At 64.9% G+C, this 24,728-nt stretch carries 24 protein-coding genes and 1 pseudogene; 11 read left to right on the top strand and 14 right to left on the bottom strand.

The features are described from left to right. Positions 1-307 precede the first annotated feature (307 nt). Positions 308-724, bottom strand: coding sequence for a thioesterase family protein (locus SxD43FB_RS09560; protein ID WP_096061955.1), 417 nt, complete (start codon positions 722-724; stop codon positions 308-310). Between the two features lie 184 nt (positions 725-908). On the opposite strand from SxD43FB_RS09560, the gene SxD43FB_RS25205 reads away from it, so the two are divergent. Beyond that, entirely contained in the window at positions 909-1,067 is a 159-nt protein-coding gene (locus tag SxD43FB_RS25205) for a hypothetical protein (RefSeq protein ID WP_156106348.1), read from the top strand. Positions 1,068-1,136: 69 nt separating this feature from the next. Here the strand turns inward: SxD43FB_RS25205 and SxD43FB_RS09555 are convergent, their stop codons facing one another. The 6 genes from SxD43FB_RS09555 to SxD43FB_RS09530 form a co-directional block, all read right to left on the bottom strand. Next, positions 1,137-1,790, bottom strand: coding sequence for an outer membrane beta-barrel protein (locus SxD43FB_RS09555; protein WP_096061954.1), 654 nt, complete (start codon positions 1,788-1,790; stop codon positions 1,137-1,139). 171 nt (positions 1,791-1,961) lie between these two features. Next, complete coding sequence (locus tag SxD43FB_RS09550) at positions 1,962-3,353, bottom strand: L-serine ammonia-lyase (protein ID WP_096061953.1); 1,392 nt, start codon at positions 3,351-3,353, stop codon at positions 1,962-1,964. Positions 3,354-3,356: 3 nt separating this feature from the next. Further along, complete coding sequence (locus SxD43FB_RS09545; protein ID WP_096061952.1) at positions 3,357-7,535, bottom strand: translocation/assembly module TamB; 4,179 nt, start codon at positions 7,533-7,535, stop codon at positions 3,357-3,359. Beyond that, on the bottom strand, positions 7,535-9,601 hold the full coding sequence (locus tag SxD43FB_RS09540; protein WP_096061951.1) for an autotransporter assembly complex family protein: 2,067 nt from the start codon (positions 9,599-9,601) through the stop codon (positions 7,535-7,537). Before SxD43FB_RS09540 ends, SxD43FB_RS09545 begins: the two co-directional genes overlap by 1 nt. A gap of 110 nt (positions 9,602-9,711) precedes the next feature. Next, positions 9,712-10,191: a DUF1465 family protein gene (locus SxD43FB_RS09535; RefSeq protein WP_069064822.1), complete on the bottom strand. Its 480-nt coding sequence runs from the start codon at positions 10,189-10,191 to the stop codon at positions 9,712-9,714. Between the two features lie 110 nt (positions 10,192-10,301). Continuing rightward, on the bottom strand, positions 10,302-10,481 hold the full coding sequence (locus tag SxD43FB_RS09530; protein WP_043151224.1) for a DUF465 domain-containing protein: 180 nt from the start codon (positions 10,479-10,481) through the stop codon (positions 10,302-10,304). 188 nt (positions 10,482-10,669) lie between these two features. Between SxD43FB_RS09530 and SxD43FB_RS09525 the strand changes: the two genes are divergently transcribed. After that, the gene (locus SxD43FB_RS09525) at positions 10,670-10,828 is read left to right on the top strand and encodes a YdcH family protein (protein ID WP_069064823.1); all 159 of its coding nucleotides are present in this window, start codon (positions 10,670-10,672) and stop codon (positions 10,826-10,828) included. 161 nt (positions 10,829-10,989) lie between these two features. On the opposite strand, the gene SxD43FB_RS09520 is transcribed toward SxD43FB_RS09525, so the two are convergent. The 5 genes from SxD43FB_RS09520 to SxD43FB_RS09505 all read right to left on the bottom strand — a co-directional run bounded on the left by SxD43FB_RS09520 (position 10,990) and on the right by SxD43FB_RS09505 (position 13,799). Next, entirely contained in the window at positions 10,990-11,355 is a 366-nt protein-coding gene (locus tag SxD43FB_RS09520) for a PilZ domain-containing protein (RefSeq protein ID WP_096061976.1), read from the bottom strand. Positions 11,356-11,421: 66 nt separating this feature from the next. Beyond that, on the bottom strand, positions 11,422-11,886 hold the full coding sequence (gene dksA / locus SxD43FB_RS09515) for an RNA polymerase-binding protein DksA (RefSeq protein WP_069064824.1): 465 nt from the start codon (positions 11,884-11,886) through the stop codon (positions 11,422-11,424). Between the two features lie 537 nt (positions 11,887-12,423). Beyond that, positions 12,424-12,972, bottom strand: a complete 549-nt coding sequence (locus SxD43FB_RS09510) for a hypothetical protein (protein WP_096061975.1) — start codon at positions 12,970-12,972, stop codon at positions 12,424-12,426. A 6-nt stretch (positions 12,973-12,978) separates the two neighbouring features. Next, positions 12,979-13,257, bottom strand: coding sequence for a hypothetical protein (locus SxD43FB_RS25200; RefSeq protein WP_176482731.1), 279 nt, complete (start codon positions 13,255-13,257; stop codon positions 12,979-12,981). Between the two features lie 101 nt (positions 13,258-13,358). Next, positions 13,359-13,799, bottom strand: coding sequence for a host attachment family protein (locus SxD43FB_RS09505; RefSeq protein ID WP_037479872.1), 441 nt, complete (start codon positions 13,797-13,799; stop codon positions 13,359-13,361). 95 nt (positions 13,800-13,894) lie between these two features. Here SxD43FB_RS09505 and serS point away from each other — a divergent pair, with 95 nt between their 5' ends. The 5 genes and pseudogenes from serS to rimO all read left to right on the top strand — a co-directional run bounded on the left by serS (position 13,895) and on the right by rimO (position 19,722). Beyond that, the gene (serS, locus tag SxD43FB_RS25860; protein ID WP_096061950.1) at positions 13,895-15,310 is read left to right on the top strand and encodes a serine--tRNA ligase; all 1,416 of its coding nucleotides are present in this window, start codon (positions 13,895-13,897) and stop codon (positions 15,308-15,310) included. Positions 15,311-15,404: 94 nt separating this feature from the next. Beyond that, a pseudogene (surE, locus tag SxD43FB_RS09495) lies at positions 15,405-16,171 on the top strand (5'/3'-nucleotidase SurE). Between the two features lie 47 nt (positions 16,172-16,218). After that, positions 16,219-17,250: a M23 family metallopeptidase gene (locus tag SxD43FB_RS09490; protein ID WP_096061949.1), complete on the top strand. Its 1,032-nt coding sequence runs from the start codon at positions 16,219-16,221 to the stop codon at positions 17,248-17,250. Continuing rightward, positions 17,247-18,293, top strand: a complete 1,047-nt coding sequence (locus SxD43FB_RS09485) for a potassium channel family protein (RefSeq protein WP_096061948.1) — start codon at positions 17,247-17,249, stop codon at positions 18,291-18,293. The genes SxD43FB_RS09490 and SxD43FB_RS09485 overlap by 4 nt, the downstream gene beginning before the upstream one ends. A gap of 46 nt (positions 18,294-18,339) precedes the next feature. Beyond that, positions 18,340-19,722 (top strand): 30S ribosomal protein S12 methylthiotransferase RimO, encoded by a 1,383-nt coding sequence (gene rimO / locus SxD43FB_RS09480; RefSeq protein ID WP_176482730.1) that lies wholly within the window; start codon positions 18,340-18,342, stop codon positions 19,720-19,722. A gap of 155 nt (positions 19,723-19,877) precedes the next feature. Here the strand turns inward: rimO and SxD43FB_RS09475 are convergent, their stop codons facing one another. Both SxD43FB_RS09475 and SxD43FB_RS09470 read right to left on the bottom strand, forming a co-directional pair. Then, on the bottom strand, positions 19,878-20,705 hold the full coding sequence (locus SxD43FB_RS09475; RefSeq protein ID WP_096061947.1) for a DUF4163 domain-containing protein: 828 nt from the start codon (positions 20,703-20,705) through the stop codon (positions 19,878-19,880). Next, entirely contained in the window at positions 20,705-20,905 is a 201-nt protein-coding gene (locus tag SxD43FB_RS09470) for a hypothetical protein (RefSeq protein ID WP_069064833.1), read from the bottom strand. Before SxD43FB_RS09470 ends, SxD43FB_RS09475 begins: the two co-directional genes overlap by 1 nt. Positions 20,906-21,050: 145 nt before the next feature. On the opposite strand from SxD43FB_RS09470, the gene SxD43FB_RS09465 reads away from it, so the two are divergent. Genes SxD43FB_RS09465 through argC form a run of 4 tightly spaced genes read left to right on the top strand, consistent with a single transcriptional unit; the run spans position 21,051 to position 24,724 of the window. Then, the gene (locus tag SxD43FB_RS09465; RefSeq protein WP_096061973.1) at positions 21,051-22,448 is read left to right on the top strand and encodes a leucyl aminopeptidase family protein; all 1,398 of its coding nucleotides are present in this window, start codon (positions 21,051-21,053) and stop codon (positions 22,446-22,448) included. 59 nt (positions 22,449-22,507) lie between these two features. Continuing rightward, on the top strand, positions 22,508-22,915 hold the full coding sequence (locus tag SxD43FB_RS09460; protein WP_069064834.1) for a MarR family transcriptional regulator: 408 nt from the start codon (positions 22,508-22,510) through the stop codon (positions 22,913-22,915). Then, on the top strand, positions 22,875-23,783 hold the full coding sequence (locus SxD43FB_RS09455; protein ID WP_096061946.1) for a C40 family peptidase: 909 nt from the start codon (positions 22,875-22,877) through the stop codon (positions 23,781-23,783). The genes SxD43FB_RS09460 and SxD43FB_RS09455 overlap by 41 nt, the downstream gene beginning before the upstream one ends. Then, the gene (gene argC, locus SxD43FB_RS09450; RefSeq protein WP_096061945.1) at positions 23,780-24,724 is read left to right on the top strand and encodes an N-acetyl-gamma-glutamyl-phosphate reductase; all 945 of its coding nucleotides are present in this window, start codon (positions 23,780-23,782) and stop codon (positions 24,722-24,724) included. Before SxD43FB_RS09455 ends, argC begins: the two co-directional genes overlap by 4 nt. Positions 24,725-24,728: the final 4 nt, after the last annotated feature.

Below are 24,728 nucleotides of genomic sequence, written 5' to 3'. Positions count from 1 at the left end.
CGACGCCATCATCGCAAACTACAATAACACACCCAGAAAATGCCTCGGCTTCAAAACTCCAGCCGAAACATTCCTCCCGTTGCACTTCCAATGTGAATCCACACCCGCATCAAGTCCGGGGTGACGGGGTTTGAGGGGGGCCGTCTTTCACCCGTGGTCATCGTCGTTGGTATAGGGAACATCATCGCAACGTCGCGCCAGGGTTATGTTGGCAGATGGGTTCCCGCTTTCGCGGGAATGACGGGGGGTGTGTGGGGCATGACGGAGGTGTGGGTCGCCGTCGTTTGGCCTTCCCCGACACCCGTGCCTATTGCGTGGCTTTTTCGTCGGGGGCGAAGAAGTGGTCGATGACGTCGCGGGTCAGTCGCGCGGGGCGCAGGCTGCTGGCGTCGATGCAGCACCAGCTGGATTTGACTTCGGCCAGCACTTCTTCACCGCGGCGGATGATGGTTTCGTAGAAAGCGCGCGCGCCCTGCACCTTTTCCAGCAACACGGTGGCGATCACGTCGTCGTCGAGGAAGGTGGGTTTGCGATAGGTGATTTCATGTTTGAGCGCGACCCAGAGGTGTCCGGCGACAGCCTCTGACGGGGCCAAAGCGCGCCAATGGTCCAGCACCGCTTCCTGCACCCATTTGAGGTAGCTGGCATTGTTGACATGACCCATGAAGTCGATGTCGGCGGCATCGATGCCGATGGAATATTGATGGGGAATCGCGTTACTCACATTAATGTCAATATCATCCTTGCGCCCGTCGCGCTAGGGGGATGCACCTTGGGACGGCGATGCTGCGCGGCGCTGAGAAATTGTCCCCCTGCTTCACCGGCTTATGCTGCATTGCAGCAAATGGCGTTGACTTGGGCGGGCTATTCTTCATCCTGACGGGACCGAAATGATGGAGGGAATCATCATGGCGATCACGAGCGACACGGCGGCCCAGGTGGCCGCGCAATTGACCCAGGCGTGGGCGATCCGGTCCGGGGTGAAGAAGCCCGATCCGACCAAGCCGATCGAGGATCAGGTCATCACCATCTACAAGCGGTTTCTGGACATAGTGCAGAAGGGCTGAGCGATAGTGTCGTAAAATGGTGAAAGGGGCCGGTTTTGTGAACCGGCCCCCTCCCCTATTTAGCGGCTTTTAGAAGCGCCAGCCGACGCTGGCGACGACCTGATGCCGGTCGGTGTCGATGCCGAAATCTTCGGTGGTCGCGCCATTGGCGAACTCGATATTGGCGTCGCTATATTTGGAATAGCGATATTCCACCTTGGCAAAGGTGTTGGTGTTGATCGCGCGTTCCACGCCGCCACCGATGCGCCAGCCGTCCAGCTTGAACGCGGTATCGGTGGTTTCGTCGGTGTTGCCAGCCAGCACGTTCAGCTTGCTGTTGGTATAGCCGCCCTTGACGTAGACGAGCGTCGAGGGATTGGCGAGGATACCGGCGCGCGCGCCGACATAGAGGTCACGACCCTGGCTGACGCGGCCGAAACCGAACTGGTCGGTGGGATCGCGACGATCGGACTTGGCGGTGGAGTCGGTCCACTCGCCTTCGACGCCGACCACGGCGCTGCCGAGGTTCACGTCGTAACCGGCACCGATGCCGTAGAGCAGACCGTCGATCGACTGGTCATCGCGGTCGTTATTATTGTCAACATCGCTGCCGGCGCCGACATGGTCATAGCCCAGGATCGCTTCGACGCGGGGACCGGTGAAGGTCGGGCCGACATCCTGTGCCATGGCGGGGGCGGCGACTGCGGCGCTGCCGAGAAGGGTTGCGACCATCAACTTACGCATATTCTAAACTCCATTGTCATCCCCCTGCAGGGGAGAGACGCTGAAAGCCGCGCAGAGCCGTAAGTTTCATGAACCTAAGATAAACAAGGACTTATGTTGCAGATATGACACAAATACTGTCGTTTCGTCGCAGATTTGACGGCGCAAAGCGACGAATGGAAGGGAACCAGCTCAGCACTCCACGACGTTGACGGCCAAGCCGCCAAGCGAGGTTTCCTTGTAGCGGCTGGCCATATCCTCACCCGTCTGGCGCATCGTTTCGATGACGGCATCGAGGCTGACGATATGATGGCCATCGCCTTGGAGAGCCAGATAGGCGGCGTTGATCGCCTTGACCGCGCCCATGGTGTTGCGTTCGATGCAGGGGATCTGGACCAGGCCGCCGATGGGATCACAGGTGAGGCCGAGATTATGTTCCATGCCGATTTCGGCGGCATTTTCGACCTGGCCGTTGGTGCCGCCCAGCACGGCAGCAAGGCCAGCGGCGGCCATGGAGCAGGCGACGCCGACTTCGCCCTGGCACCCCATTTCGGCGGCCGAGATGGAGGCGCGCTTCTTGTAGAGAAAGCCGATGGCGGCGGCGGTGAGCAGGAAGCGGCGCTCGCCATCGCGATCCGCGCCGGGAACGAAGCGGCGATAATAATGCAGGACCGCCGGGATGACGCCCGCCGCGCCATTGGTAGGGGCCGTCACAACGCGGCCACCGGCGGCATTTTCCTCATTCACCGCCAGCGCGAATAGGCTGACCCATTCGAAAATCTGCGCCGGACCAAGCGCGTCCTGTTGCAGGCGCAGGCGTTGATGGATGGCGCGGGCGCGGCGGCGGACCTTGAGGCCGCCGGGGAGCAAGCCTTCTTGCTGGAGGCCGCGGTCGATCGAAGCGCTCATCGCGTCGATCACACTGTCGAGGAAGGCGTCGGTTTCCGCCTGGGTGCGCCAGGCACCCTCGTTGCGCAGGACGAGGGTGGCGATGGAGAGGCCGGTCTCCTCGCCCTGCGCCAGCATCTCCGCGCCAGACGAGAAGGGATAGGGCTGGACGACATTATGGCCGAGCGGGGCGTCGTCGGCGACGCGCTCGCCAGGCAGCACCGCGCCGCCGCCGATCGAATAATAGTCGCGCACCAGCGGTTCGCTGTGCCCGTCGAGCCAGGCGGTGAAGCGCATCCCATTGCTATGCGCTTCGAGAAAGTCGCCCATGTGGAAGATGAGGTCGCGCGCTTCTTCGAACGCGATCCACTGGTCATGGGTGCTGCCCGCGCGGATGCGGCCATCGGTGCGGATCGCGGCGAGGATGGCGGGGATGGTGTCGGGGTCGAGCGCTTCGGGGCTGTAGCCCGACAGGCCGAGCAGGATGGCGGTGTCGGTGGCATGGCCCCGCCCGGTCAGCGCGAGCGAGCCGTAGAGATCGCACGACACCCGCATTGGCTGCGCAGGAAGAGAGTCCATGAACAGGCGCGCGGCGCGCATTGGGCCTACGGTGTGCGAGCTGGACGGGCCGATGCCGATGGTGAACAGGTCCATGACGCTGAGCGCAGCGGCAGCGTCGATGCGGGACTTGGTCATGGCTTAGTAATCCCGCGACACGCGGACGTTGGCGCTCTGGCGGCCGAGCGTCGAGATGGCGCCGAGCAGCGAGAGCCAGCGTGTGACCTGATATTCGATGCGGGTGGCGCTATAGCCCTGCCCGTCGGTGATCAACTCGACATAGGTTTTGCGGGTGAGATATTTGCCCGCCGCGATAGACGTCCCCTGCCCCTGGGTCGGATCGGCGGCAATGATGCGCAGCCGGTCGAGCCCCGCCGCCTTGCGCACGGCGTTGATCGGGTCGAGCCCGCCGCCGCCCTGGAGCGAGCCGACCGCCGAGGCGAGTTGCAGCGCTTCGGGCGCGGACAGGTTGGTGATCGAGGTGCCGAACAGGATGCGCGAGAGCAGTTCGTCCTGCGGCAAAGCCGGAATGCTGTTGAAAGTGATGTCGGGTTTGAGGCCGGTGCCGCCGACATGGATGGTGGCGGTCAGGTCGCTGACATCGGCGACGGCGTCGATGTCGAGCGTCGGGTTGGTCGGCGTCCTGCCATCGAACTGGATGCGGCCCTCGCGCAGTTCGAAGCGGCGGCCGGCAAATTCATAATTGCCGCGCACCAGCTCGGCACGCCCGGCAATGGCCGGGTTGGTGACAGTGCCGCCCAGGTCCAGATCCGCGCGCCATTCGCTGTCGAGGCCAAGCCCAGTGACGGTTAGGCGGTTGCGCGCGCGCGCCTTGATCGCCAGCGCCCAGGGGACAGTGGTGCGGACCGTTTCGATCTCCTCGCCGCGCCGGTTGATTTCAACGACGCGCAATTCGGGGATGGCGGCGACGGCGGCGGCGCGGCCCAGCGTGAAGCGGCTTTTGTTGAGGATGACATCGCCGCCGATCGTCCCGCCCGTGCCATCGGATCGCAGGGTGATGGGGCCGGTGACGGTCGCGGCGATATCGTCGCGCTCCAGCAGCGCGGCATTATCCGCCTGCATCGCCAGGTCCATGCCGACGCCCGCTATGCCGTTGAAGGTGAAGCGGCCGGTGCCGGTGACCGACCCGCCATTTTGCGAGGCGGCGGCGAAGCTGGAAATGACGAGCTGCGCGCCGGAGAAGCGGCCGCGCGCCTTAACCTTGGCCAGCCGCATGCCGGTGACCGGGCTGTTGATCGTGCTATTGTCCGTGGCGAAGGTGCCGGTGATGCGGGGATCGCCGAGCGTCCCGCGCATGTCAGCGGAGACGTTGACGGGACCACCCATGTCGACAATCTCCACCCCGGTCAGCCGCCACAGCGTATCGGCCGCGCCGCTATAGCGTAGCTGCGCGAACAGGGGTGCGGCGTTCAACCGTTCGACGAGGTTGCCGGTGCGGCCAAGCGGGGTAAGCAGCGCCTGGCCCCGGCCTATTGTCTTGCCATCGGCGACGAACACCATGCGGGTGGCGAGGCGATCCGCGCCCAGCGCCGCATTGACGCCGACATCGACCGGACGCGAGCTGAGCGACAGGCCAGAGCGCGACAGGCCGCGCAGGCGCAGTTCCGCCGTGCCCGTGGGCAGGCCGCCGCGCGGCTGCGCATAGCTGAGCGAGCCAGTGGCGATGCCGCCCAGCCCCAGATTGTCATAGGCAATGTCGAGCAGGCCGAGCGGCAGCTTGTCCATGCGCGCTTCGATATGGTTGGCGTTTGCGCCCAGTTCGCCTGAAAGCTGCAGCGATCCGCCCGCATAGCTGATCGTCGCGGGCGACAGGCGCCAGCCATCGTCGGTGCGGGTCAGCAACGCCGCGCGGGTCAGCCGGATCGGGCGCTTGTCGATGGTGCCGCCAGCGGTGACGCGGATGCGATCGGCATCGACCTGCGCCTCCCCCTGTAGTTCGAACAGACGGCCGCGCTGGCCCGACAGGCTGCCCCGGATAGTGCCGCGCCCATCGACCAGATCGGCATTGGCGGCGAAGCGGCCGACCAGCACCCCGCCGACGCGCAACCCGCGCGCCTGCGCCGTCGCCTTGAGCGTGGTGCCCGACGGATCGAGCAGGATCGTCGCGTCGAGCGTGCCGCGCCGCACGGTGATGATCGTCGGCCCTTCGAAACTGGCGCCGTTGGCGGTCAGTTTGAGCTGGACCTGCTGAATGTCGCCCACCGGCTTGAAGCCGACATAGCCGGTGACGGGGCCACTGACTGCCAGTTGGCCATCGAGGCCGCCGGTGACGGGGCGGATGTCGCCGCTGGCGGTGACGCCCGACACGGCGAGATTGGCGACGCGCACCACCGCCTGCCCGCCCTGGGGCAGCAGGATGACGCCGCGCCCGGTGAAGGGACCAAGCGTCGACCCGCCCTCCGCCGTGTAGCTATAGCCATTGGCGTCGGGGATGAGATGGGCGTGGACATCGCGCAGGCCGAGCGCATCCATCGGCCGGGCAAGCATCAGGTCGATCGTCGGCCGTTCGATATTGCCGTCGAGCGTCAGGGTGAGCGGGCCATATTGATCATGCTGCCCCTGGCCCTCCAGATGCAGCGTGCCGTCGCGAAAGCGCACGCCATTGCCCGCCAGCGTCAACAAGGGCGCGGCGAGGCGCATGTTGGTGAGCGCCAGCGTGCCATCCGGGCGCAGCGTCAGGTCGCTGCGCGCCGTGGGCAGACCGCCGCCCAATGTGCGCAGGAAATCATTGTCCAGCCGCCGCACCCGTGCCGCCGCGCTGCCGCTGAGGCCAAGGCCGCCATCGGCGCGCGGCATGGCGCGCAATTTGGAGGTGACGTCGACCACCCCGAAGCCGCGGATCGCGAGGCCGACGATCTGGCCATCCAGGCCCATATCATAGCGGCCGGTCTTGAGATCAGCGAGGACGGTCAGCTTGCCGCGCAGCTTGTCGGAGCGCAGCTCCATGGGATTGCTGACGATCTGCTGCCCGTTGAGTTGCAGCACGCCGTCGAGCGCGAAATTGCGCACGATGCCTTCGACCAGATCGCCCTGCCCGTCCAGGCGGCGGGCGCTCAGGCGCAGCGGGATCAAGGTCGGGCCGGACCCAGCCGTGCGGCCCTTGCCCTCGGCGCGAACGTCGCTGATGCGGGCCTTGTCGAACGTCAGTTCGCGCGCGGTGAGGAGATATTCATAGCCAAGCTGCGACAGCGGGCCGTCGAGGCGGATCTTCGCCACGACATCGCGCCCGCGCATCGTCTTGAGCAAGGCTTCGGGGCGGGCGAGTGTGAGGTCGAGCCGCATATTGTCGAGCGCATTGTTACGCAGATCGATCGCGCCGTCCGCGCTCAGGTCGATCGCGGCGGAGCGCAGCGAGGCGGTGCCGTCGATCACCCGATCAACCAAAGTGCCGTTGGCGCGCACGGTCAGGCGGGGCGAGGACAGGCGCTGGATCAGGCTGCCCCCGGCAATGGCCGACCCCTCGACCGTGCCGCGGGCCGAATAGGCACCGCTTCGCGCCGCAAGAACGAAGTCGGCGGCGGGCGCGGCATCGAGCGTGGCGGACAGGCGGCCGTCCCACTGGGTCCAGCTGCCCTTGCCACCGATGCGCAGATTGCCATCCTGTGTGAGCCCCGCCATCGTCGCCAGCACGCCGCCCTTGGGCGCGTTGACGGTGACGTCGAGGCGGAAGCGATCATCGTCGGGGCGGCTGTCGAGCGCGATGCTGAGCGCGTCGCGGCCATCTAGGGTGCGCGCGGCCAGATCGATGATCGCGCGGCCGCCGCGAATATCGGCGTCGCCCGCGATGGTCGCGGTCTGGGCGCGGCCGGTGACGCCGGGCGCGATCGCCAGCTGACCGACCGAAAATTGCATCAGGCGAATGTCGAAGCCGGGCAGGATCGGCCCCTGCCGCTGGGTCGGATTGAGCTTGGGCAGTTTGTGCAGGGTGGCGCGCGGGATCACCAGCCGGTCGATATCCAGCCGGTTGGACAGCCAGGCGAAGGGCCACCATTCCAGTTCGACCCTGGGCGCATCGAAGAAGCGGCCCTTGGGGTCGGCCAAGACTAGGTCATGCAGGACCGCCTTGCGATAGATGCTGCCATCGATCCGACCGACGCTGATCTGCAGGCCTGACCGGGACTTGGTGGTCGCGATGCGCGACACGAGGAAGCGGTGCCCCGACCCGGTATCGAGCCAGGCGAGCGATCCCGCCACGATCAGCAGCAGCGCCGCGAGCAGGCCCGCGACCCAGCGTTGCCAGCGCCCGTCCCAGGCGCGGCGGCGGATCGGCGCGGCGTGGATGGGGGCTTCGTCCGTCATCAGAAGGCCTGACCGAGCGAGACATAGACGGCGATTTTGGGATCGCCCGATTGCGGATTGATCGGCGTGCCGACATCGACGCGGATCGGGCCGAAATTGCTGTAATAGCGCAGGCCAAGGCCGGTGCCGATGCGCAGGTCGCGGAAGCGCGGCAGGAAGCTGGTTGAGATATTGCCCGCGTCGATGAAGGGCACGACGCCGAAATTGCCGAAGCGCACCCGCGCCTCCAGCGAAAATTCGGCGAGGCTCTTGCCGCCGACGGGATTGTCATCCTCGCCGAAGCGCGGGCCGATCGCCTGATAGCCATAGCCGCGCACCGATGCGCCGCCGCCTGCGTAGAAACGGCGCGACGGCGCGATCTGTTCGACGGTCGAGCCAAGGATGCTGCCGAAGCGGGCGCGCGCGGCGACCACCAGCTTTTCGCCCACTGGCTGATAGAGGCTGCCGTCGAGTTGCACCTTGGCATAGCCGAAGGTTTCGTCCTGAAAGGAGAGTTCGGGGCTGATCCGGCCGCCGAGGCGAAAGCCCTTGGTCGGGTTGAGCAGGTCGTCGCTGCCGTCATAGGTGAGGCTGAGCGGCACCGCGCCGATGAGGAAGGTGCGGCGTGAGCCGCCGGAAAAGGCATCGGCTTCGTCCGACGCGATCAATTCCGCGCCGACGCGCCAGACCCAGTCCTTTTGGAACAGGATGTTGGTGGTCCGCTCCAGTGCGCCCGACAGGGTGATGGTCCGCGCATCAAAGGCTTCGCGTCGGATGTTGCTGACCGACAGCAGGCCGGTCAGCACATTGTCGCGGCGGCGGAAATTATTGCGGCGATAGGTGAAGGAAGCGGTCTGTTCCTGCGTACCGACGACCCCGCGCACCGTGACGGCCCCTTCGGGCGGGAAGAAATTGCGATGCTGCCAACTGACTTCGGCGCGATAGCCCTCGCCCGTGCCATAGCCCAGTTCCCCCGCGATCGTGCGCAGCGGTGCGGGGCGGAGATCGATCGCCAGGTCGACATGCTCGCCATCGCCGGCATCGGTCGGCTTCAACGTCACCGATGACACAAGGCCGGTCGCGACGATGGCGCGGCGCAGATCCTCTACATCGGAAGCCATATAGGGGTCGCCGGGATCGAAGCGGGCGATATTCTGGACATGGCGGGCGCTGAACAATTCCGCATTGCTCAGGCGGATCGCGCCGAAGGTGCGATAGCCGCCGGGCGTGACGATGAGGTCGAGGTCGCCCTGTCGTTCCTCATGGTCGATCCGCACTTCGGGTTCGTCCACCTTGGCGAAGGGATAGCCGCTTTCCGACAAGGCTGTGGCGAGCGCGTCGCGCCCTTCGAGGATCTTGTCGGCATCGACCGGGTCGCCGACCTTGGGCGGGAAGGCGGCGCGCAGCGTCGGTTCGCGGCTGGCGGTTTCGGCGAGGCCCGCGACATCAACCGAGGCGAGCAGATATTGCGTGCCGGGCGTGATGGCGAACCGCACGGCCAGCCGATCGCTGCCCGCTGGCGGGGCGGAGACGGCACCGCGGATGCGCGCGGCATAATAGCCCTTGGCCCGCAGCAACCGGTCGAGCAGGTCGCTATCTTCCTTGATGCGGCGGTTGATCTGGGCGAGGTTGGCGGCCTTGTTCTCGCCCTGGCGCAGAACCGACAGTTCATCGAAGCGCAGCTTGAACTGCGCGTCGCTGATGGCGTCGATGCCGTTCAGCGCCACCGTGTAGCGGCGCTCTTCGCCGATTTCGGCAAAGGCGGCGACGGCTTCTTCCGGTTCGGCATCGGGGGTGACGATGGTAGCGGGCATGTCCGGCGCGGCGGTCTGCACATCGGCGGGATCGGCGGGCAGCGGTACGACGGTATCGGCCTGGCCCATGTCCGGCCAGTCGAGACCGATGTCGGGCATGGCGTCTAGCTGGGTATCGACATCGGACATGGTGCCGTCGGGCGTGGCGGGCGGCGGCGACGCATCCTGCGCCCACGCAGCGCACGGGGCGGCGAGCAGCAGTGGCGCAAGAAGGAGCCGGGCGGCTTGCGGGCGGCCAGCAAAGCGGCGTCGGGTCCGCAAACCATGGGTCATGGCGCGGGTCTAGACCAGATGCTGGCCCAAGCGCCAGTCCCATAGCGCCGATAAAGCGGGGTTTCGTCGCTATTTATCGCTAATTGCGCCGGACTGGTATCGGGCCGACGTTAGAAGGCGGTGTTGAGACGATCCAGCAAGGCGCGCGCGGGGTTGATCATCGGCATGGCGAGCGAACCGGTCATGCGGTCGAGCCGATCCTGCAACCGCGCCACCCGGTCGTACAGATCATGGCTCGCCTCGATCAGCGCGCGCGCGGCGAAGGGGAAGGTCGCCACCAGCAGCGGATCGCTTTCGCTGGCCTTTCCCAGCCGATATTTCTCGTCGGACAGGTCCGCATCGCCGATCTCGCCGCGTTGCCAGGCGCGCTGGCTGAGCAGCCAGGCGATGATGTGCATCAGCCGGGTCGTCACCTTGAGCGATTCGCAGGCGAAGGCGACCCGGCGGAGCGGATCGTCCATGCCGTCTTCCGCTACGTCACGGCCGTCGAAATAGGATCGCGCCTCGTCAGCCATCAGCATGGCTTCGAGATAGAGGCCGTCCACGAGGCCGCGATGCAGACCGCGATCAAGAGATATTGCACTGGGCATGGGCGATCACTGACATGAATTTGCAACCTTGTCAGGCCCGACATTGCGCCCGTTTTGGCGTCCTGTCCCATTTAAGATCGGTTAGCGCAACGTTAACCATGATCGCCAGATTAGGCGATGATGTCGGGCACCAGTTCGTCTTCCAATTGGGCGATTTCGTCGCGCAGCCGCAGCTTGCGCTTTTTCAGCCGGGCGATCTGCATCTGGTCGCCGCCGCCGCTATCGACCAGCGCGGCGATGGCCGTGTCGAGATCGCGATGCTCCACCCGCAACAGTTCCAGTCGGCGCATGATGTCTTCCCGGCTCACGGCGCTCCCTTGCATCCAAAACGTGGCAGATGGTGGACTGATAGCGGGGCGAGCCCATGCGGGCCATCGCAAATTTTCGCGCGACCATCGCAAAGCCCGAATCGACGCGAGACAAGGCGGACGAATCATGATTTACTTCTACGTCCATCACCCCTCGTAAGGAGAATGTCATGGAGAACAGCCATATTTCCGCTCTTTCGGCAAAGCATGCCGGCCTTGATGCCCGAATCAAGGCCGAAACGAGTCGGCCCATGCCCGACGCCACGTTGGTGGCTTCGCTCAAAAAGCAGAAATTGCGGCTGAAGGAGGAGATGTCGGCCAAGCATTAAGCCGCATCTTCGCCAGGGAGGAGGTCAGGATCCGGCAGCGTCCGACTGCCGATCCGACCTCACCCCAGGCCACGAGCCTATGACGCAAAACGCCCCGCATCCATGAGGATGATCGGGGCTATTTTATGCGATGTTCAGGCGCGCCGTGGGGCGCGGGGACGTCAACGGCGCAGGAGCGGGTTGGTGCGCAGATAGTCGGGCAAGCCCTGCTGATTGCTGGTCGATACCGGCTTGCGCGCCAGTTGCGGATCGATCGGCGCGTCGAAGGCGATGCCGATCTTGTCGTCGCGCGACCAGGCGACCACGCCGCTGACCTTGCCGACGCCGCGCAATTCAAATTCGACCCTGGCATCGGCCGGTATGGCGCGCTCGCAATCGGCCATCAGGCCGGTGGCGGAGAGATTGCGGATGCGGGCCTTGCCCAGCGGCGCGCCTTCGGGCGTGGCAAAGCTGGTGAGCAGGAACAGGCTGTCGCGCGGCGCTGTGCGTGCCGGCCCCCGATCAGCGATATTCCGTTCGTCGTTCATCATCCAACCTGCGCGTAAAATGTCAGTAGAATGACAAATGTCTACGCGCGAGGGATGGAAAAACCGTTAATCGTCGCGGGAGATTTTTTCGTGGCGTTCATGCCGTTCCTGCGCTTCGACCGTCATCGTCGCGATCGGCCGCGCTTCCAGGCGGCCCAGCGAGATCGGCTCGCCCGTGACTTCGCAGTAACCATATTCGCCATCGTCGATCCGGCGGAGCGCCGCTTCGATCTTCGAAATGAGCTTGCGCTGGCGGTCGCGGGTGCGCAGTTCGATCGACCAGTCGGTCTCGCTCGATGCGCGGTCGTTGAGGTCGGGTTCGCGGAGCGGTTCGTTCTGAAGGACGGCGAGCGTGCCTTCGGAATCGGCCAAAATCTGCTTCTTCCAACTCCACAGCCGCTGGCGGAAATATTCCAGCTGGAGTGGATTCATAAACTCTTCGTCGGGCGAAGGACGATAGTCGGCGGGAAGCGTTACAGTCGATTTTGGCGGTTTTTCACCGTCTTTATCGGAATTTAGGACCGATGCCATGTTGGCTCTCCGACTCGCAAGGCCCCGGCGTTTCAACGACCGGTCGCCCGTGATAATGCAGTGGGGGCGCTCATAGCCATCGGCTGGCAGCGACACAAGCGGCCATTCCAGAGACTCGCATGCGGGAGGGCGGATTTTTGCGCATGGGCGGACGCAGGGCGCCCCCGCCTCGCTCTTTACCCATCCCTCAAGCGCCGTTCCATAGTGGGACGTTAACCTATCGCTTCGCAAAAATATGGATTACCGCTCGACAGGCGACTGCTATTGAGGGTTAACGCCGTTGCAGTTAACGCTTTATTTTGCGTTGTTGCGGATAGGGAATACCCGCCAGCCTGTTTTCCGGATTTGCCGGTAGCGGGCGGGAAGGTAACATAAAAGAAGAGTGGAACCTATGTCGGTACGGATGGCATTGGCTAAATTATGCGCCTGCACCTGCGGCGGCGCGATCATTGGCGGCGGTGCCGTCCATGTGGCCGAAAGCGCGCGCCCGGCAGTGGTCCATAGTTCCAAAAGCACCAAGGCTGCGCCCAAGAAGCGCTATGCCGTGCGGACGGTGAAGCGCAAGGTGGTGAAGACCGCCATGACCTGCGCGCCCCAGACGGTGACCGTCACCAGCCAGCAGGCGCCTATCCCCCTGCCCGCTCCCATCCCGATGGCACCGGCGGAAATGCCGATGATGTCGGGCGGCGGCGGTGCCGTGCCGATCGTCATGGGCGGCGGCGGCGGATTTGGTGGCGGCGGCTTCATGGGTGGCTTCTTCGGTGGCGGCGGTGGCGGCAGCGGCGGGGGTTCGGTCGTGATCTCCTCGACCAGCAGCTCGACCGGCGGCATCAGCAGTTCGACTAGTTCGACAACCGGCGGCGTGTCCACGTCTACCGGCGGCGTGTCCACATCGACCGGGGGCGTTTCGACCTCGACCGGGGGCGTATCGACGTCCAGCGGCAATGTGTCGACGTCGAGCGGTAACGTCTCGACATCGTCGGGCGTCAGCAGCAGCTCGTCCTCGTCCAGTTCCAGCTCGTCGTCCTCTTCGTCCAGTTCCTCCTCCAGCAGTTCGGGTGGATCGAGCGGCGGCAAGCCCGACAAGCCGGATCATCCCGGTTCGACGGGCGGCAGCAGTGGCAGCAGCGGGTCTTCGAGCAGCTCCTCGTCGGGCAGTTCATCCTCGTCGTCGGGTGGCTCGTCCAGCTTTGGCAGCACCGGCAGCACGTCGTCCTCGACCTCATCGAGCAGCGCGTCGTCGAGCAGTTCCTCGTCCAGCGGTGGTTCGAGCAGCACGGGCGGCACCGATGTCCCCGCGCCGCCGATGGTGCTGCTGTTCGGCGCGGCCGCCGTCGCGCTGGTCGCGCGTCGCCGCTTTGCCGATCGCAAGGCGCAGGCCGCCGCCTGACGCTTTCGACACAGGTCACGAAAAAAGGGCGGCTTCCGGTATCGGAGGCCGCCCTTTTCGTATGTGTGCCGTCAGCGCGGGATCAATTGTCGGCGATGATCTTTTCGATGTCGGCGATCGGGTGGTTGACCAGATCCTTGGCGATCTCGCCGGCCAAGCGGTCCTGCACTTCCTTGTGATAATGTTTGCGCATTTCGCCCAGCGTGCCGGGCGGTGCGACGATGATCAGCTTTTCATAGTCGTTGGCAAAGGCGCGATGCTTGAGAATGTCGGCGGCCTGCGCGGCGAACCGGTCTTCCTCCAGATCGTGGAAATTGGTTTCCGACATGGCGCTGCGATGACCGCCGACCGAGTTGAAGGCGCGGCCGGGCGTATCGGTGCCCTGATCGCGATCGGCCGGATTGTCCTGCTTTTCGACCTGTTCGGTTTCCAGATTGGGGATGGCGGCATCGCCCTTGTTACGGAAAAACAACATCTTGCGGCCGTCGGCTACCAGCACAAGTGCGCCCGGATCTATTTGCATCGCCTTTTCCTTCTCTCTTTTTCAGGGGATAGACCTTTAACGGATGACAGCGCGCAGGGTTGCGTGGCCGATCGCAGGGCGGCATAGGACTAGCCATGCACGACATCCGTTTCATCCGCGAAAATCCTGCCGCTTTCGACGCTGGCCTTGCCCGGCGCGGAGCCGCCCCCCTGTCCGCGCAGATACTGGCGCTCGATGAGCAAAGCCGGGCGATCAAGACCCAGTTGCAGGTCGGGCAAGCCCGCCGCAACGAAGCGAGCAAGCTGATCGGCCAGGCCATGGCGGCTGGCGACAAGGACAAAGCCGAGGCGCTGAAAACCGAAGTGGCGGCGCTAAAGGATGGCACCCCTGCGCTGGAAGCACAGGAGCGCGAATTGGGCGATGCGCTGACGGCGATGCTGGCAGCGATCCCCAACCTGCCCGCCGACGATGTGCCGGAGGGGGCGGACGAGGACGCCAATGTCGAGGTGAGCCGCTGGGGCACGCCGCGCGCCTTTGACTTTGCGCCGCAGGACCATGCTGATTTCGGCCCGGCGCTGGGGCTGGATTTCGAGGGCGGTGCGAAACTGTCGGGCGCGCGCTTTACCGCGCTGCGGGGCCAGATGGCGCGGCTGCATCGGGCATTGGCGCAGTTTATGCTGGACACGCAGACCGGCGTGAACGGCTATGAAGAGACCAATCCGCCGTTGCTGGTCAAGGATGAGGCGTTATACGGCACTGGGCAATTACCCAAGTTCGCCAAGGATTTGTTCACGACGGACATTTCGCTAGACCCAATGCAATATTATCTTTTAAAGCAACAGCTTTACGATCTTTGGCTCAGTGAGACCGGCTTAACACCGGACAGGGCTCCCAGCCTCTTCACCGATGAGGTCTGGAATGCACTACCCCCCCCAAATACGCGCCGTTGGCTGATCCCCACCGCCGAGGTCTCGCTCACCAATCTGGTCGCCGACCAAATCGTGCCGCTCTCCGAACTGCCGGTGCGGCTGACCGCGCTGACCCCCTGTTTCCGTTCCGAAGCCGGGTCGGCCGGGCGCGATACGCGCGGGTTTATTCGCCAGCATCAGTTCGAGAAGGTCGAGCTGGTCACCATCTGCGCGCCCGACGAGTCGGAAGCCGAGCATGAACGCATGTGTGCGGCGGCCGAGGGCATCCTCCAGGCGCTTGCCCTGCCCTATCGCAAGATGCTGCTGTGCACCGGCGACATGGGCTTTGGCGCGCGCAAGACATGGGATCTGGAAGTCTGGCTGCCGAGCCAGCAAACCTATCGCGAGATCAGTTCCGTCTCCAACTGCGGCGACTTTCAGGCGCGGCGCATGAATGCGCGCTACAAGCCGGAGGGTGAGAAGCAGACGCGCTTCCTGCATACGCTGAACGGGTCGGGGCTGGCGGTCGGGCGGACGCTGGTGGCGGTGCTGGAAAATTATCAGCAAGCCGATGGCAGCGTGATCGTGCCGGAAGTGTTGGTGCCGTATATGGGTGGGGCTACGGCGCTTACCCCGAAATAAGATTCCGTTCGGGCTGAGCCTGTCGAAGCCCCGTTCTTTTCTTCAAGAAGGAATGCCCTTCGACAGGCTCAGGGCGAACGGAGTTTTTTTGGCTATGCGCATTCTACTGACCAATGATGATGGCGTGCATGCGCCCGGCCTCAAGGTGCTGGAGGCGATTGCGCGGACATTGTCCGATGATATCTGGATCGTCGCGCCGAGCGAGGAGCAGTCGGGGGCGGGGCATAGCCTGACGCTGACCCGGCCGCTTCGCATCCGCAAACATGGCGAGAAACATTATAGCGTCACCGGCACCCCGACCGATGCGGTGATGATGGCGGTGGGGCATCTGATGAAGGATGCCAAGCCAGACCTGATCCTGTCGGGCGTCAATCGCGGCGCCAATCTGGCCGAGGACGTGTGACCTATTCGGGCACGGTCGCCGCCGCGATGGAGGGGACGATTTCGGGCATAAGATCCATCGCGCTGAGCCAGGTCTATGCCCGATCGGGCATGGGCGACGATGTGCCCTTCGCCGCGGCGGAAGCCTGGGGCGAAAAAGTGCTGCGCCCGCTGATCGCGCTGCCCGTGACGCCCCGCATGTTGTTCAACGTCAATTTCCCGGCGATCGACCCCGACGCGATCAAGGGCATCCGCGTGGTGCGGCAGGGCTTTCACGATGTCGATCGCACCAAGATCGTCGAGGGCACCGACCCGCGCGGCTATCGCTATTATTGGTTCTCGCTGGGCAGCAGCGACGCGGTGCCCGAAGGCAGCGACCTGGCGGCGATTGCGGAGGGCTATATCACGGTCACGCCGCTGCATTATGACCTGACGCAGGACAACGCCATGGCGGTGACGGCGGCTGCCTTTTCCGCCTGACAGCGCAGGGGGTGGCAAGTTGTCGGCAATGCGATAGACAGGCATCGATGTCTCGCGCGCGCTTATCTTTTGTCCTCTTGCTGCTGAGCGGCTGCATCCCGACCGAAAGCACCCGCACGGGGGGCGACACGCCGCCGCCGCGACTGGACGCCGATGCGTCGAGCGTGGAACTGGTCGAGCAGGAACCGGTATGGACCGCGCAGCAAGTGGTCGCCAATGCGCAGACGGTGACGGCATCCCGCTATGTCGTGCAGCCTGGCGATACGCTGCGCGGCATCGGCAACCGCACCGGCGCGGGGTCGGAAATGATCGCGCGGGTCAATGGGCTGACGCCGCCCTTCGCCCTGCGTGTGGGACAGGCTTTGTCCATTCCCGGCGGCCGCTATCATCTGGTGGCGGAGGGCGAGACGGGAATCGCGATCGCCGCTGCCTATGGCGTGCCGTGGAGCCAGATCGTCGCGGTGAACGGGTTGGAAGAGCCCTATATGCTGCGGCGGGGACGCCGCCTGCTGCTGCCCGGCAATACGCCTGCAAGCGCGCCCGACCTGGAACAGCGCGCCGCCGCCTTTCGCATCGACATCGATGATGTATTGACCGGGGGCCAGCCGGCGGCAGCGGAGAATGCGCCGGTGGCGGTGGCGTCCGCCGCGCCCCGCCCGCTGCCGAGCAATGTGCCGATCGCCCAGCCGAGCCGCCTGACTGGCCGCTTCGCCTGGCCGGCCAAGGGCAGCATCGTCTCGCGCTTTGGCCCCGGCGCGAGTGGCGCGAAGAATAACGGCATCGACATCGGCGTGGCCGATGGCACCCCGATCAAGGCCAGTGCCGATGGCGTGGTCGCCTATGCCGGGGACAAGGTAGCGGTGTTCGGCGGGCTGGTGCTGATCAACCATGGCAGCGGCTGGGTCAGCGCCTATGGCCATGCCAGCCGCGTCGATGTGGTGCGCGGGCAGAAGGTGACGCGCGGCCAGGTGATCGGCCTGACCGGCGATACCGGCTATGCCAGCCAGCCCAAGCTGCATTTCGAACTGCGCAAGGACCGGGTGCCCGTGAACCCCCTCACCCAGTTGCCGACGCCATGAACGTCAAGCCCCGCGCCGCCTCCCCCAGTACCGAGGGTTTCCTGCGGCGGCGTTCGTCGATGCCGATGTGGGTCGATATCAGCTGGCGCGTCGGGCTGGTGTTCGGGCTGATCACGCTCGTACTGGGGCTGCACTGGATCGGCCGCGATGGGTTGAAGGACAATCTCGACGATCATATCAGCTTCATCGACGTGCTGTATTTCACGACGGTCACCGTGACGACCGTTGGCTATGGCGACATCGTCCCGGTCACGCCCGAAGCGCGGCTGTTCGAAGCCTTGTTCGTTACGCCGATCCGACTGTTCGTCTGGCTCATCTTCCTGGGCACGGCCTATAATCTCTTCCTCCGCAATATCCTCTACAGGTGGCGCATGGCACGTATTCAGGCCGATCTGCACAATCATATCGTCGTCACCGGTTTCGGCACCAGTGGGCAGGAAGCGGTGCGCGAATTGCTGGCGCGCGGCACCAACCCGCGCGAGATCGTGGTGATCGACGGCAGCGACAAGGCGCTGGAACTGGCCGAGTCCAAAGGGTGCAATGTATTGTGCGGCGATTCGACCCGCGACAGCGTGTTGAAGGATGTGGCGATCCACCGGGCGCGCAGCATGATCGTGTCGGCCGGGCGCGACGATACCTCGATCCTCATCACGCTGACGGCGCGGCATCTGGCCCCGCGCATTCCGATCAGCATCGTGGTGCGCAACGAGGATAATGAATTGCCCGCGCGGCAGGCAGGCGCGACCACCGTCATCAATCCAGTCAGCTTTGCCGGACTGTTGATGGCGGGCAGCACCAGCGGCAAGCATATCGCCGATTATATGGCCGATCTGGCGGCATCGGGCGGGCGCGTGCGGTTGAACGAACGGCTGGTGTTGCCGGAGGAAATCGGCAAGCCGCTCTCCGCCGTTAGCACCGGCCTTGGCGTGCGTATCTATCGCGACGACCGGCCGATCGGCTTTTGGGAGCCGGGGGCCAAGAGCCTGCAAAGTGGTGACCTGATCATCGAAATCGCCGAGGGCGACGGCCAAGACCGGCCGTAACCAGACTGGCTGATGGCGGCGCGTGACATTTGGCGCACAAATCCCTATGTGCGCGACCATCATGGCAACCAAATTTCCTGACGCGCCGAAGATCGGCATGGTTTCGCTCGGCTGTCCGAAAAACCTGGTCGACTCCGAACGCATCCTCACCAAGCTGCGGTCGGACGGCTATCAGATGTCAGCGGATTATGCCGGGGCCGATGTCGTGCTGGTCAACACCTGCGGCTTTCTCGATTCGGCGAAGGAAGAATCGCTGGAGGCGATCGGCGAGGCAATGGCCGAAAATGGTCGCGTCATCGTCACCGGCTGCATGGGCGACGAGGCGGATCTGATCCGCGCGAAATTCCCGCAGGTGCTGGCCGTCACCGGCGCGCATCAATATGAGCAAGTCGTCAATGCGGTGCATGATGCATCGCCGCCGATCCCCAACGCCTTTGTCGACCTGGTGCCCGAAGGTGGCCTCAAACTGACGCCGCGCCATTATAGCTATTTGAAGATCAGCGAAGGCTGCAACCATCGCTGCTCCTTCTGCATCATCCCCTCGATCCGGGGCGATCTGGTATCGCGGCGGATCGACGCGGTGCTGCGCGAGGCGGAAAAGCTGGTGTCGGCGGGGACCAAGGAATTGCTGGTCATCAGCCAGGATACGTCGGCCTATGGTGTCGACACCCGGCATGAGCCGCGCCAGTGGAAGGGCCGCGAAGTGCGCGCGCACATGACCGACATGGCGCGCGAACTGGGGCAGTTGCGGGACGCGGACGGTAAAGCGCCGTGGGTGCGGCTGCACTATGTCTATCCCTATCCGCATGTGGATCAGGTCATTCCGTTGATGGCGCAGGGGCTGCTGACGCCCTATCTCGACATTCCGTTCCAACACGCATCGCCGTCGGTGCTGAAAGCCATGAAGCGCCCGGCCAATGAAGCCAAGGTGCTGGACCGCATCCATAAATGGCGCGCCATCTGCCCCGACATCACGATCCGGTCGAGCTTCGTCGTCGGCTTTCCGGGCGAGACGGAAGCCGATTTTCAATATCTGCTCGACTGGCTGGACGAGGCGCAGCTGGACCGCGTCGGCGCCTTCCGCTTTGAACCGGTCGAGGGGGCTGCGGCCAACGCCCTGCCCGGCGCGGTGCCGGAGGCGGTCAAGGAAGAACGCTATCAGCGGATCATGGAAAAGACCGCCGCGATCAGCGCCGCGAAGCTGGCGGCCAAGGTCGGGCGCGTGCTGCCGGTGATCGTCGATGAAGTGGGCGAACCGGACGAGGAGGATGGCAGCATCGGCGCGACCGCCCGGTCACAGGCCGACGCGCCGGAAATCGACGGCAATGTGTTTTTGCGCGATGTCGGCGAGGGGCGGAAGTCGGGCGATATTTTCGACGTGCTGATCGAGGATGCCGATGAGCATGATCTTTATGGCGTGCCGGTTTAGGGTTTAGCCAACCATGCCAATCCTCCCCTTTAAGGGGAGGTGGATGGCCGAAGGCCAGCCGGAGGGGTGTCACCCTATCGAGAGGGCAACACCCCTCCGTCATCGCTACGCGCTGACACCTCCCCTGCCAGGGGAGGATTGGGAAGGGCGCTAGCCTAATCTACCGCCACGAAGGCATCGCGATAGTCCGGTTTGATCGCGTCGCGCATCGCAGCGTCGACCGGCAAGGCGACTTCATAGCTGCCTTCCGCATAGGGACCGGCGCTATAGGGGCCGACCACCACGGTCAGGCCGTCGATCAGCTTGCCATCCTTCGATGTCGGCACCAGCACCTGTTCCATCGGGTCGATACATTGGGTGAAGTCATCGTCGCCGCGCACGACGGGGGCGCCGCGCTTTTCAGCGCGTTGCTGGTCGAGTATGGCGCAGAAGCGGTCGCGGATCGCGGTGGAGAAGGCGGCGGGTGAGGTCATCAGCGCCTTGACGCTGCTTTCCTGTTTGCGCGCCTTGTCCCACAGCACGGCGTCATATCCGGTCATCCCATGCGCGCCGCCGGTATAGACATAGGTTTGCGACTGGAGTGCGAGGAAGCGGGGCGTGTCGGCCGCGACGCTCCACTCTGTTTCCAGGCTGTGCGGGCGGAAGGGATAGCCGGACTCTTTTGCGGCTGCGCTGTCTTCCTTCGCCATTTTGAGCGCGTCGGCCTTGGTCGCGGCCATGTCGCGCGCGAACTTGTCGACCAGCGCGGGGACGGCGGCGGCTTCCGCCGGATAGGCATAAGCGAATTCCAAACCGCCTGCCGCTTCCTTGACCGCAAAGGGCTTGGATGGCGGCGCGGGGGGCGGCGTGCCCGCCATGCGATCGGCATAGCGGGCGGCCGCTTCATTCTCGGCAGCATTGCCGACGGGAGCGTCGGACGACGGGGCGCAGGCTGCAACCAGCAACAGCGCGATCAGGCCGCTTGGTGCGTGCGCCCGCCGCATCAATGCGCCTGCGCCATGCGGCAGCGTTCGCCGACCGCCTTGCGTGCATATTCGCTGTCCAGCGCTTGCGCGGCATTGGGCCAGCCCTCGGCGATCAGCGCCTGTTCGACGGCGCGGATATTCTCGAAATGTCCTGTTTCCGCGAGCGTGTAGGCGCGCGCGCGAAGGGCCTGTAGGCCACGATCGTCTGCATGAAGCATCGTCACTCTCCTTGGCTGTGATTATGCCCCGGAAACTAGGCCCACGCGCGCGATAGTGCAAAGGAAGAAAGGGCCGACCGTGCGGTTGGGGCGACGAAAAAATTACGCCTTCCCTTGGCTCGGCGCTTTCCCTTACATGCCTGCCATGAACGATTTTGCCGACTGCATCAAAGCCGAGACGGGCCAGCCCGCCCATCCGATCCATCTGGTCGAGGCCAAGGCGCTGGACGCTTGGCTGGCGACCCGCCCGGAACAGAGTCGCGCGCTGCTGGCGGCGCAGAAATTCCGGGCCAAGCCAAATGAGACGGCGATCCTGCCGGGCGAGCGGGAGGGCGACTGGATGGTCGTCGCCGGGGTGGCGGACAAGGGGGCGCTTGGTCCCTGGTGCCTGGCGCGCCTCGCCGAGACGCTGCCCGAAGGGCGCTATCGCCTGGCAGAAGGGTCGCCTGGTGCGGCGATGCTGGGATGGATGCTGGGGCAGCATCGGTTCGACCGTTACCGCCGCGAGGATGTTCCGGTTGGGCCGCGCCAATTGCTGACCGGCGACGTCGCGCGGATCGCGCCTGCGGTCGAGCTGGCGCGGGCGGTCGCGCTGGTGCGGGATCTGGTCAATACGCCCGCTGCGGATATGGGCCCGGCCGAACTGGAAGCGGCCACGGAAGCGGTCGCCAAGTCCTCTGGCGCGACCGTCGTGGTGACGCGCGGCGATTCGCTGGCGCATGGCTATCCGATGATCCACGCCGTCGGACGGGCCGCCGACCGGCACTTCGCGCCGCGCCTGATAGAACTTAATTGGGGCGATCCGGCCGCGCCGCGCATCGCCATTGTCGGCAAGGGCATCAGCTTCGACAGCGGTGGCCTGGACATCAAACCCTCGTCGGGCATGCGCCTGATGAAGAAGGATATGGGCGGCGCGGCGCATGCGCTGGCGCTGGCGCAGCTCATCATGGCGGCGCGGCTGCCGGTGCGGTTGCACCTGCTGATCCCGGCGGCGGAAAATGCGATCAGCGGCAACGCTTTCCGGCCCGGCGACATATTGCGCAGCCGCAAGGGGCTGACGGTCGAGATTGGCAATACCGATGCCGAAGGGCGGCTGGTGCTGGGCGACGCGCTGACCCGCGCGGCGGAGGAGAAGCCGGAATTGATCGTCGATTTCGCGACGCTGACCGGCGCAGCGCGAGTCGCGGTCGGGCCGGACCTGCCCGCGCTGTTCGCCAATGACGACCGGCTGGCCGCCGACATGGCGCAGGCGGGGACCGACGTGGATGATCCGACCTGGCGGCTGCCTTTGTGGGAGGGCTATGCCGATATGTTGAAGTCCGACATCGCCGATATCAACAATGCGGGTGAAGGCGGCTTTGCCGGGGCGATCACCGCCGCTCTGTTCCTGCAACGCTTCGTGCCCGAAGGGACACCATGGCTGCATCTCGACACCTTTGCCTGGCGGCCATCGACCAAGCCTGGTCGTCCCAAAGGCGGCGAGGCGCTGGGGCTGCGCGCGGCGTTCAAGCTGTTACAGCAGCGTTACCAGCCCGCTAAGTAAAGCGTCACATTCCGCAGGACCGTTACGCAACCCGATTGGGCATCGTGCGTTAAGCCCGCATGAACGTCCACACAGCACAAGATCAGGTTGCCGCCATTGAACGCCCCGGAGTTCAGCCGCTTCGCCAATGGATGCGGACGCTGGTGGATTATGTCCGGTCGGGCAAACCCGACCTCACCAACCGGCAGATGGCGTTGATGATGACGGTCTATATCGGCGCTGGGCCGCATACGGTGCGCGGCCTTGCCGAAGCGTTGCATGTGTCCAAGCCCGTCATCACCCGCGCGCTGAACAAATTATCGGCGCTGGGCTATCTCCGCCGCGAGCGCGATGTGGCCGACCGACGCAATATTTTCATCACCCGGACCCCCAAAGGGGCGGAATTCCTTGACGCCTTTCATCATTTCATCGCAGGAACCGCGCGCGATGATAGGCACGACAACAGCAAAGCGGAACGCACCGCCTGAAAGAAGCCGGTTCAAGCTGGATGGCCGTTCGGTCGCGCTTGACCGCCGTATCCACGCCGCGCGCGGCGACCTGGCCGACCTGGCGCTAGCGGGCATTCTCTTTTCCGCCCATTATGCGCGCGCAGTGCCCTTTACCTGCGTGATGCCGGGCACGCCGATCCTGTCGGCTCCCTCCCCCAGCGCCGAAGCCGTGACCGAATTGTTGCGCGGCGAGAGATTCCACGCGCTCGACGTGATGACCGACTGGGCCTGGGGCTTTTGCGGTCATGACGGCTATGTCGGCTATATCCGGCGCGAGGCGCTGGACGTCGCTGAAACAGTGACTCACCGCATCACCGCGCAGGCCGCGCCGCTGTTTCGCAAGCCGGACATCAAGGCGCAGGTGCTCGACTATTGGCCGATGGGCGCGCAGTTCACCGGCGAAGTGGAAGGCGCGTTCATCAGTTGCGCCGAAGGCTATATCCATAGCCGCCATGCGAAAGCGATCAGCGAAGCGGACAGCGACTGGGTCGCGGTCGCCGAAGCCTATCTCGGCCAGCCCTATGTGTGGGGCGGACGCGGCCATCGCGGGATCGACTGTTCGGGGCTGGTGCAGGCGGCGCTTGGGCATTGCGGCATCGCCGTGCCGCGCGACACCGATCTGCAATGCGAGGGCATCGGCTTGCCGATCGAGAGCGACGCGGCGTTGCGGCGGGGCGACCTGATTTTCTTTCCGGGCCATGTCGGCATCATGACCGATGGCAAGACGTTGCTCCACGCCAACGCGCATTGGATGGCGGTGGTCAAGGAGCCGCTGGCCGATGTCGTCGCGCGGCTGGCCGACGACCATGCCCAACCCATTATCGCACGGCGGAGGATCGGCGCATGAGCCATACTATCTTCATCGATGGCGGCGTCGGCACGACCGGCATCGAAATCGGCGACCGGCTGGCGGGACGCCCCGAATTGTCGCTGATCACGCTGGATGAAAAGGACCGCAAGGATGCGGCGGCGCGGCGCGATGCGCTGAACGCGGCCGATATCGTCATCCTGTGCCTGCCCGACGATGCCGCGCGCGAGGCCGTTGCGCTGATCGACAATGATCATACGCGGGTGATCGACGCATCGACGGCGCATCGCGTGGCGGACGGGTGGACCTATGGCTTTCCCGAACTGGAGCCGGGCCATCGCGAGAAGCTCGCGGCCTCGCGCTTTGTCGCCAATCCGGGTTGCTGGCCGACTGGCTTCTTGGCGCTGGTCCGGCCGCTGACGCTGGCGGGGCTGGTGCCTGCCGACTGGCCTGTCACCGTGTCGGGCGCATCGGGCTATTCAGGCGGCGGCAAGGCGATGATCGCCGAATATGAGGGCACAGACGGCGCGCCCACCGCATTCCGCGCCTATGGCCTTGGCCTGGGGCATAAGCATGTGCCGGAAATGACCCGCTATTCGGGCCTGGTCCATCCCCCGCTGTTCGCGCCAGCCGTCGCCAATGGCTATCGCGGCATGGTGGTGGAAGTGCCGCTGCAATTGCGCGCCATGCCCGGTGCGCCGTCGCTGGCCGATGTCCATGCCGCTTTGGCAGCCGCCTATGCCGGGTCGCCGCTGGTCAGCGTAGCGCCCTTGAGCGAGAGCGCGGCGATGGGGCAGGTCGAGCTGGAGCATGTCGGCGCGACCGACCGGCTGGCGCTGTTCGTGTTCGGCAATGCCGATAGTGGTCAGGCGCGGCTGGTGGCGGCGCTCGATAATCTGGGCAAGGGCGCGGCCGGTGCGGCGGTGCAGAATCTCAACATATTGGCGGGCCTGCCCGAAATAGCGGGCCTGCGTCTCTGACGTC

This window comes from Sphingobium sp. D43FB, from assembly GCF_002312805.1.
In the GTDB taxonomy this organism is placed as follows: Bacteria; Pseudomonadota; Alphaproteobacteria; order Sphingomonadales; family Sphingomonadaceae; genus Sphingobium.
This window is presented reverse-complemented; position numbering and strand designations above follow the sequence as displayed.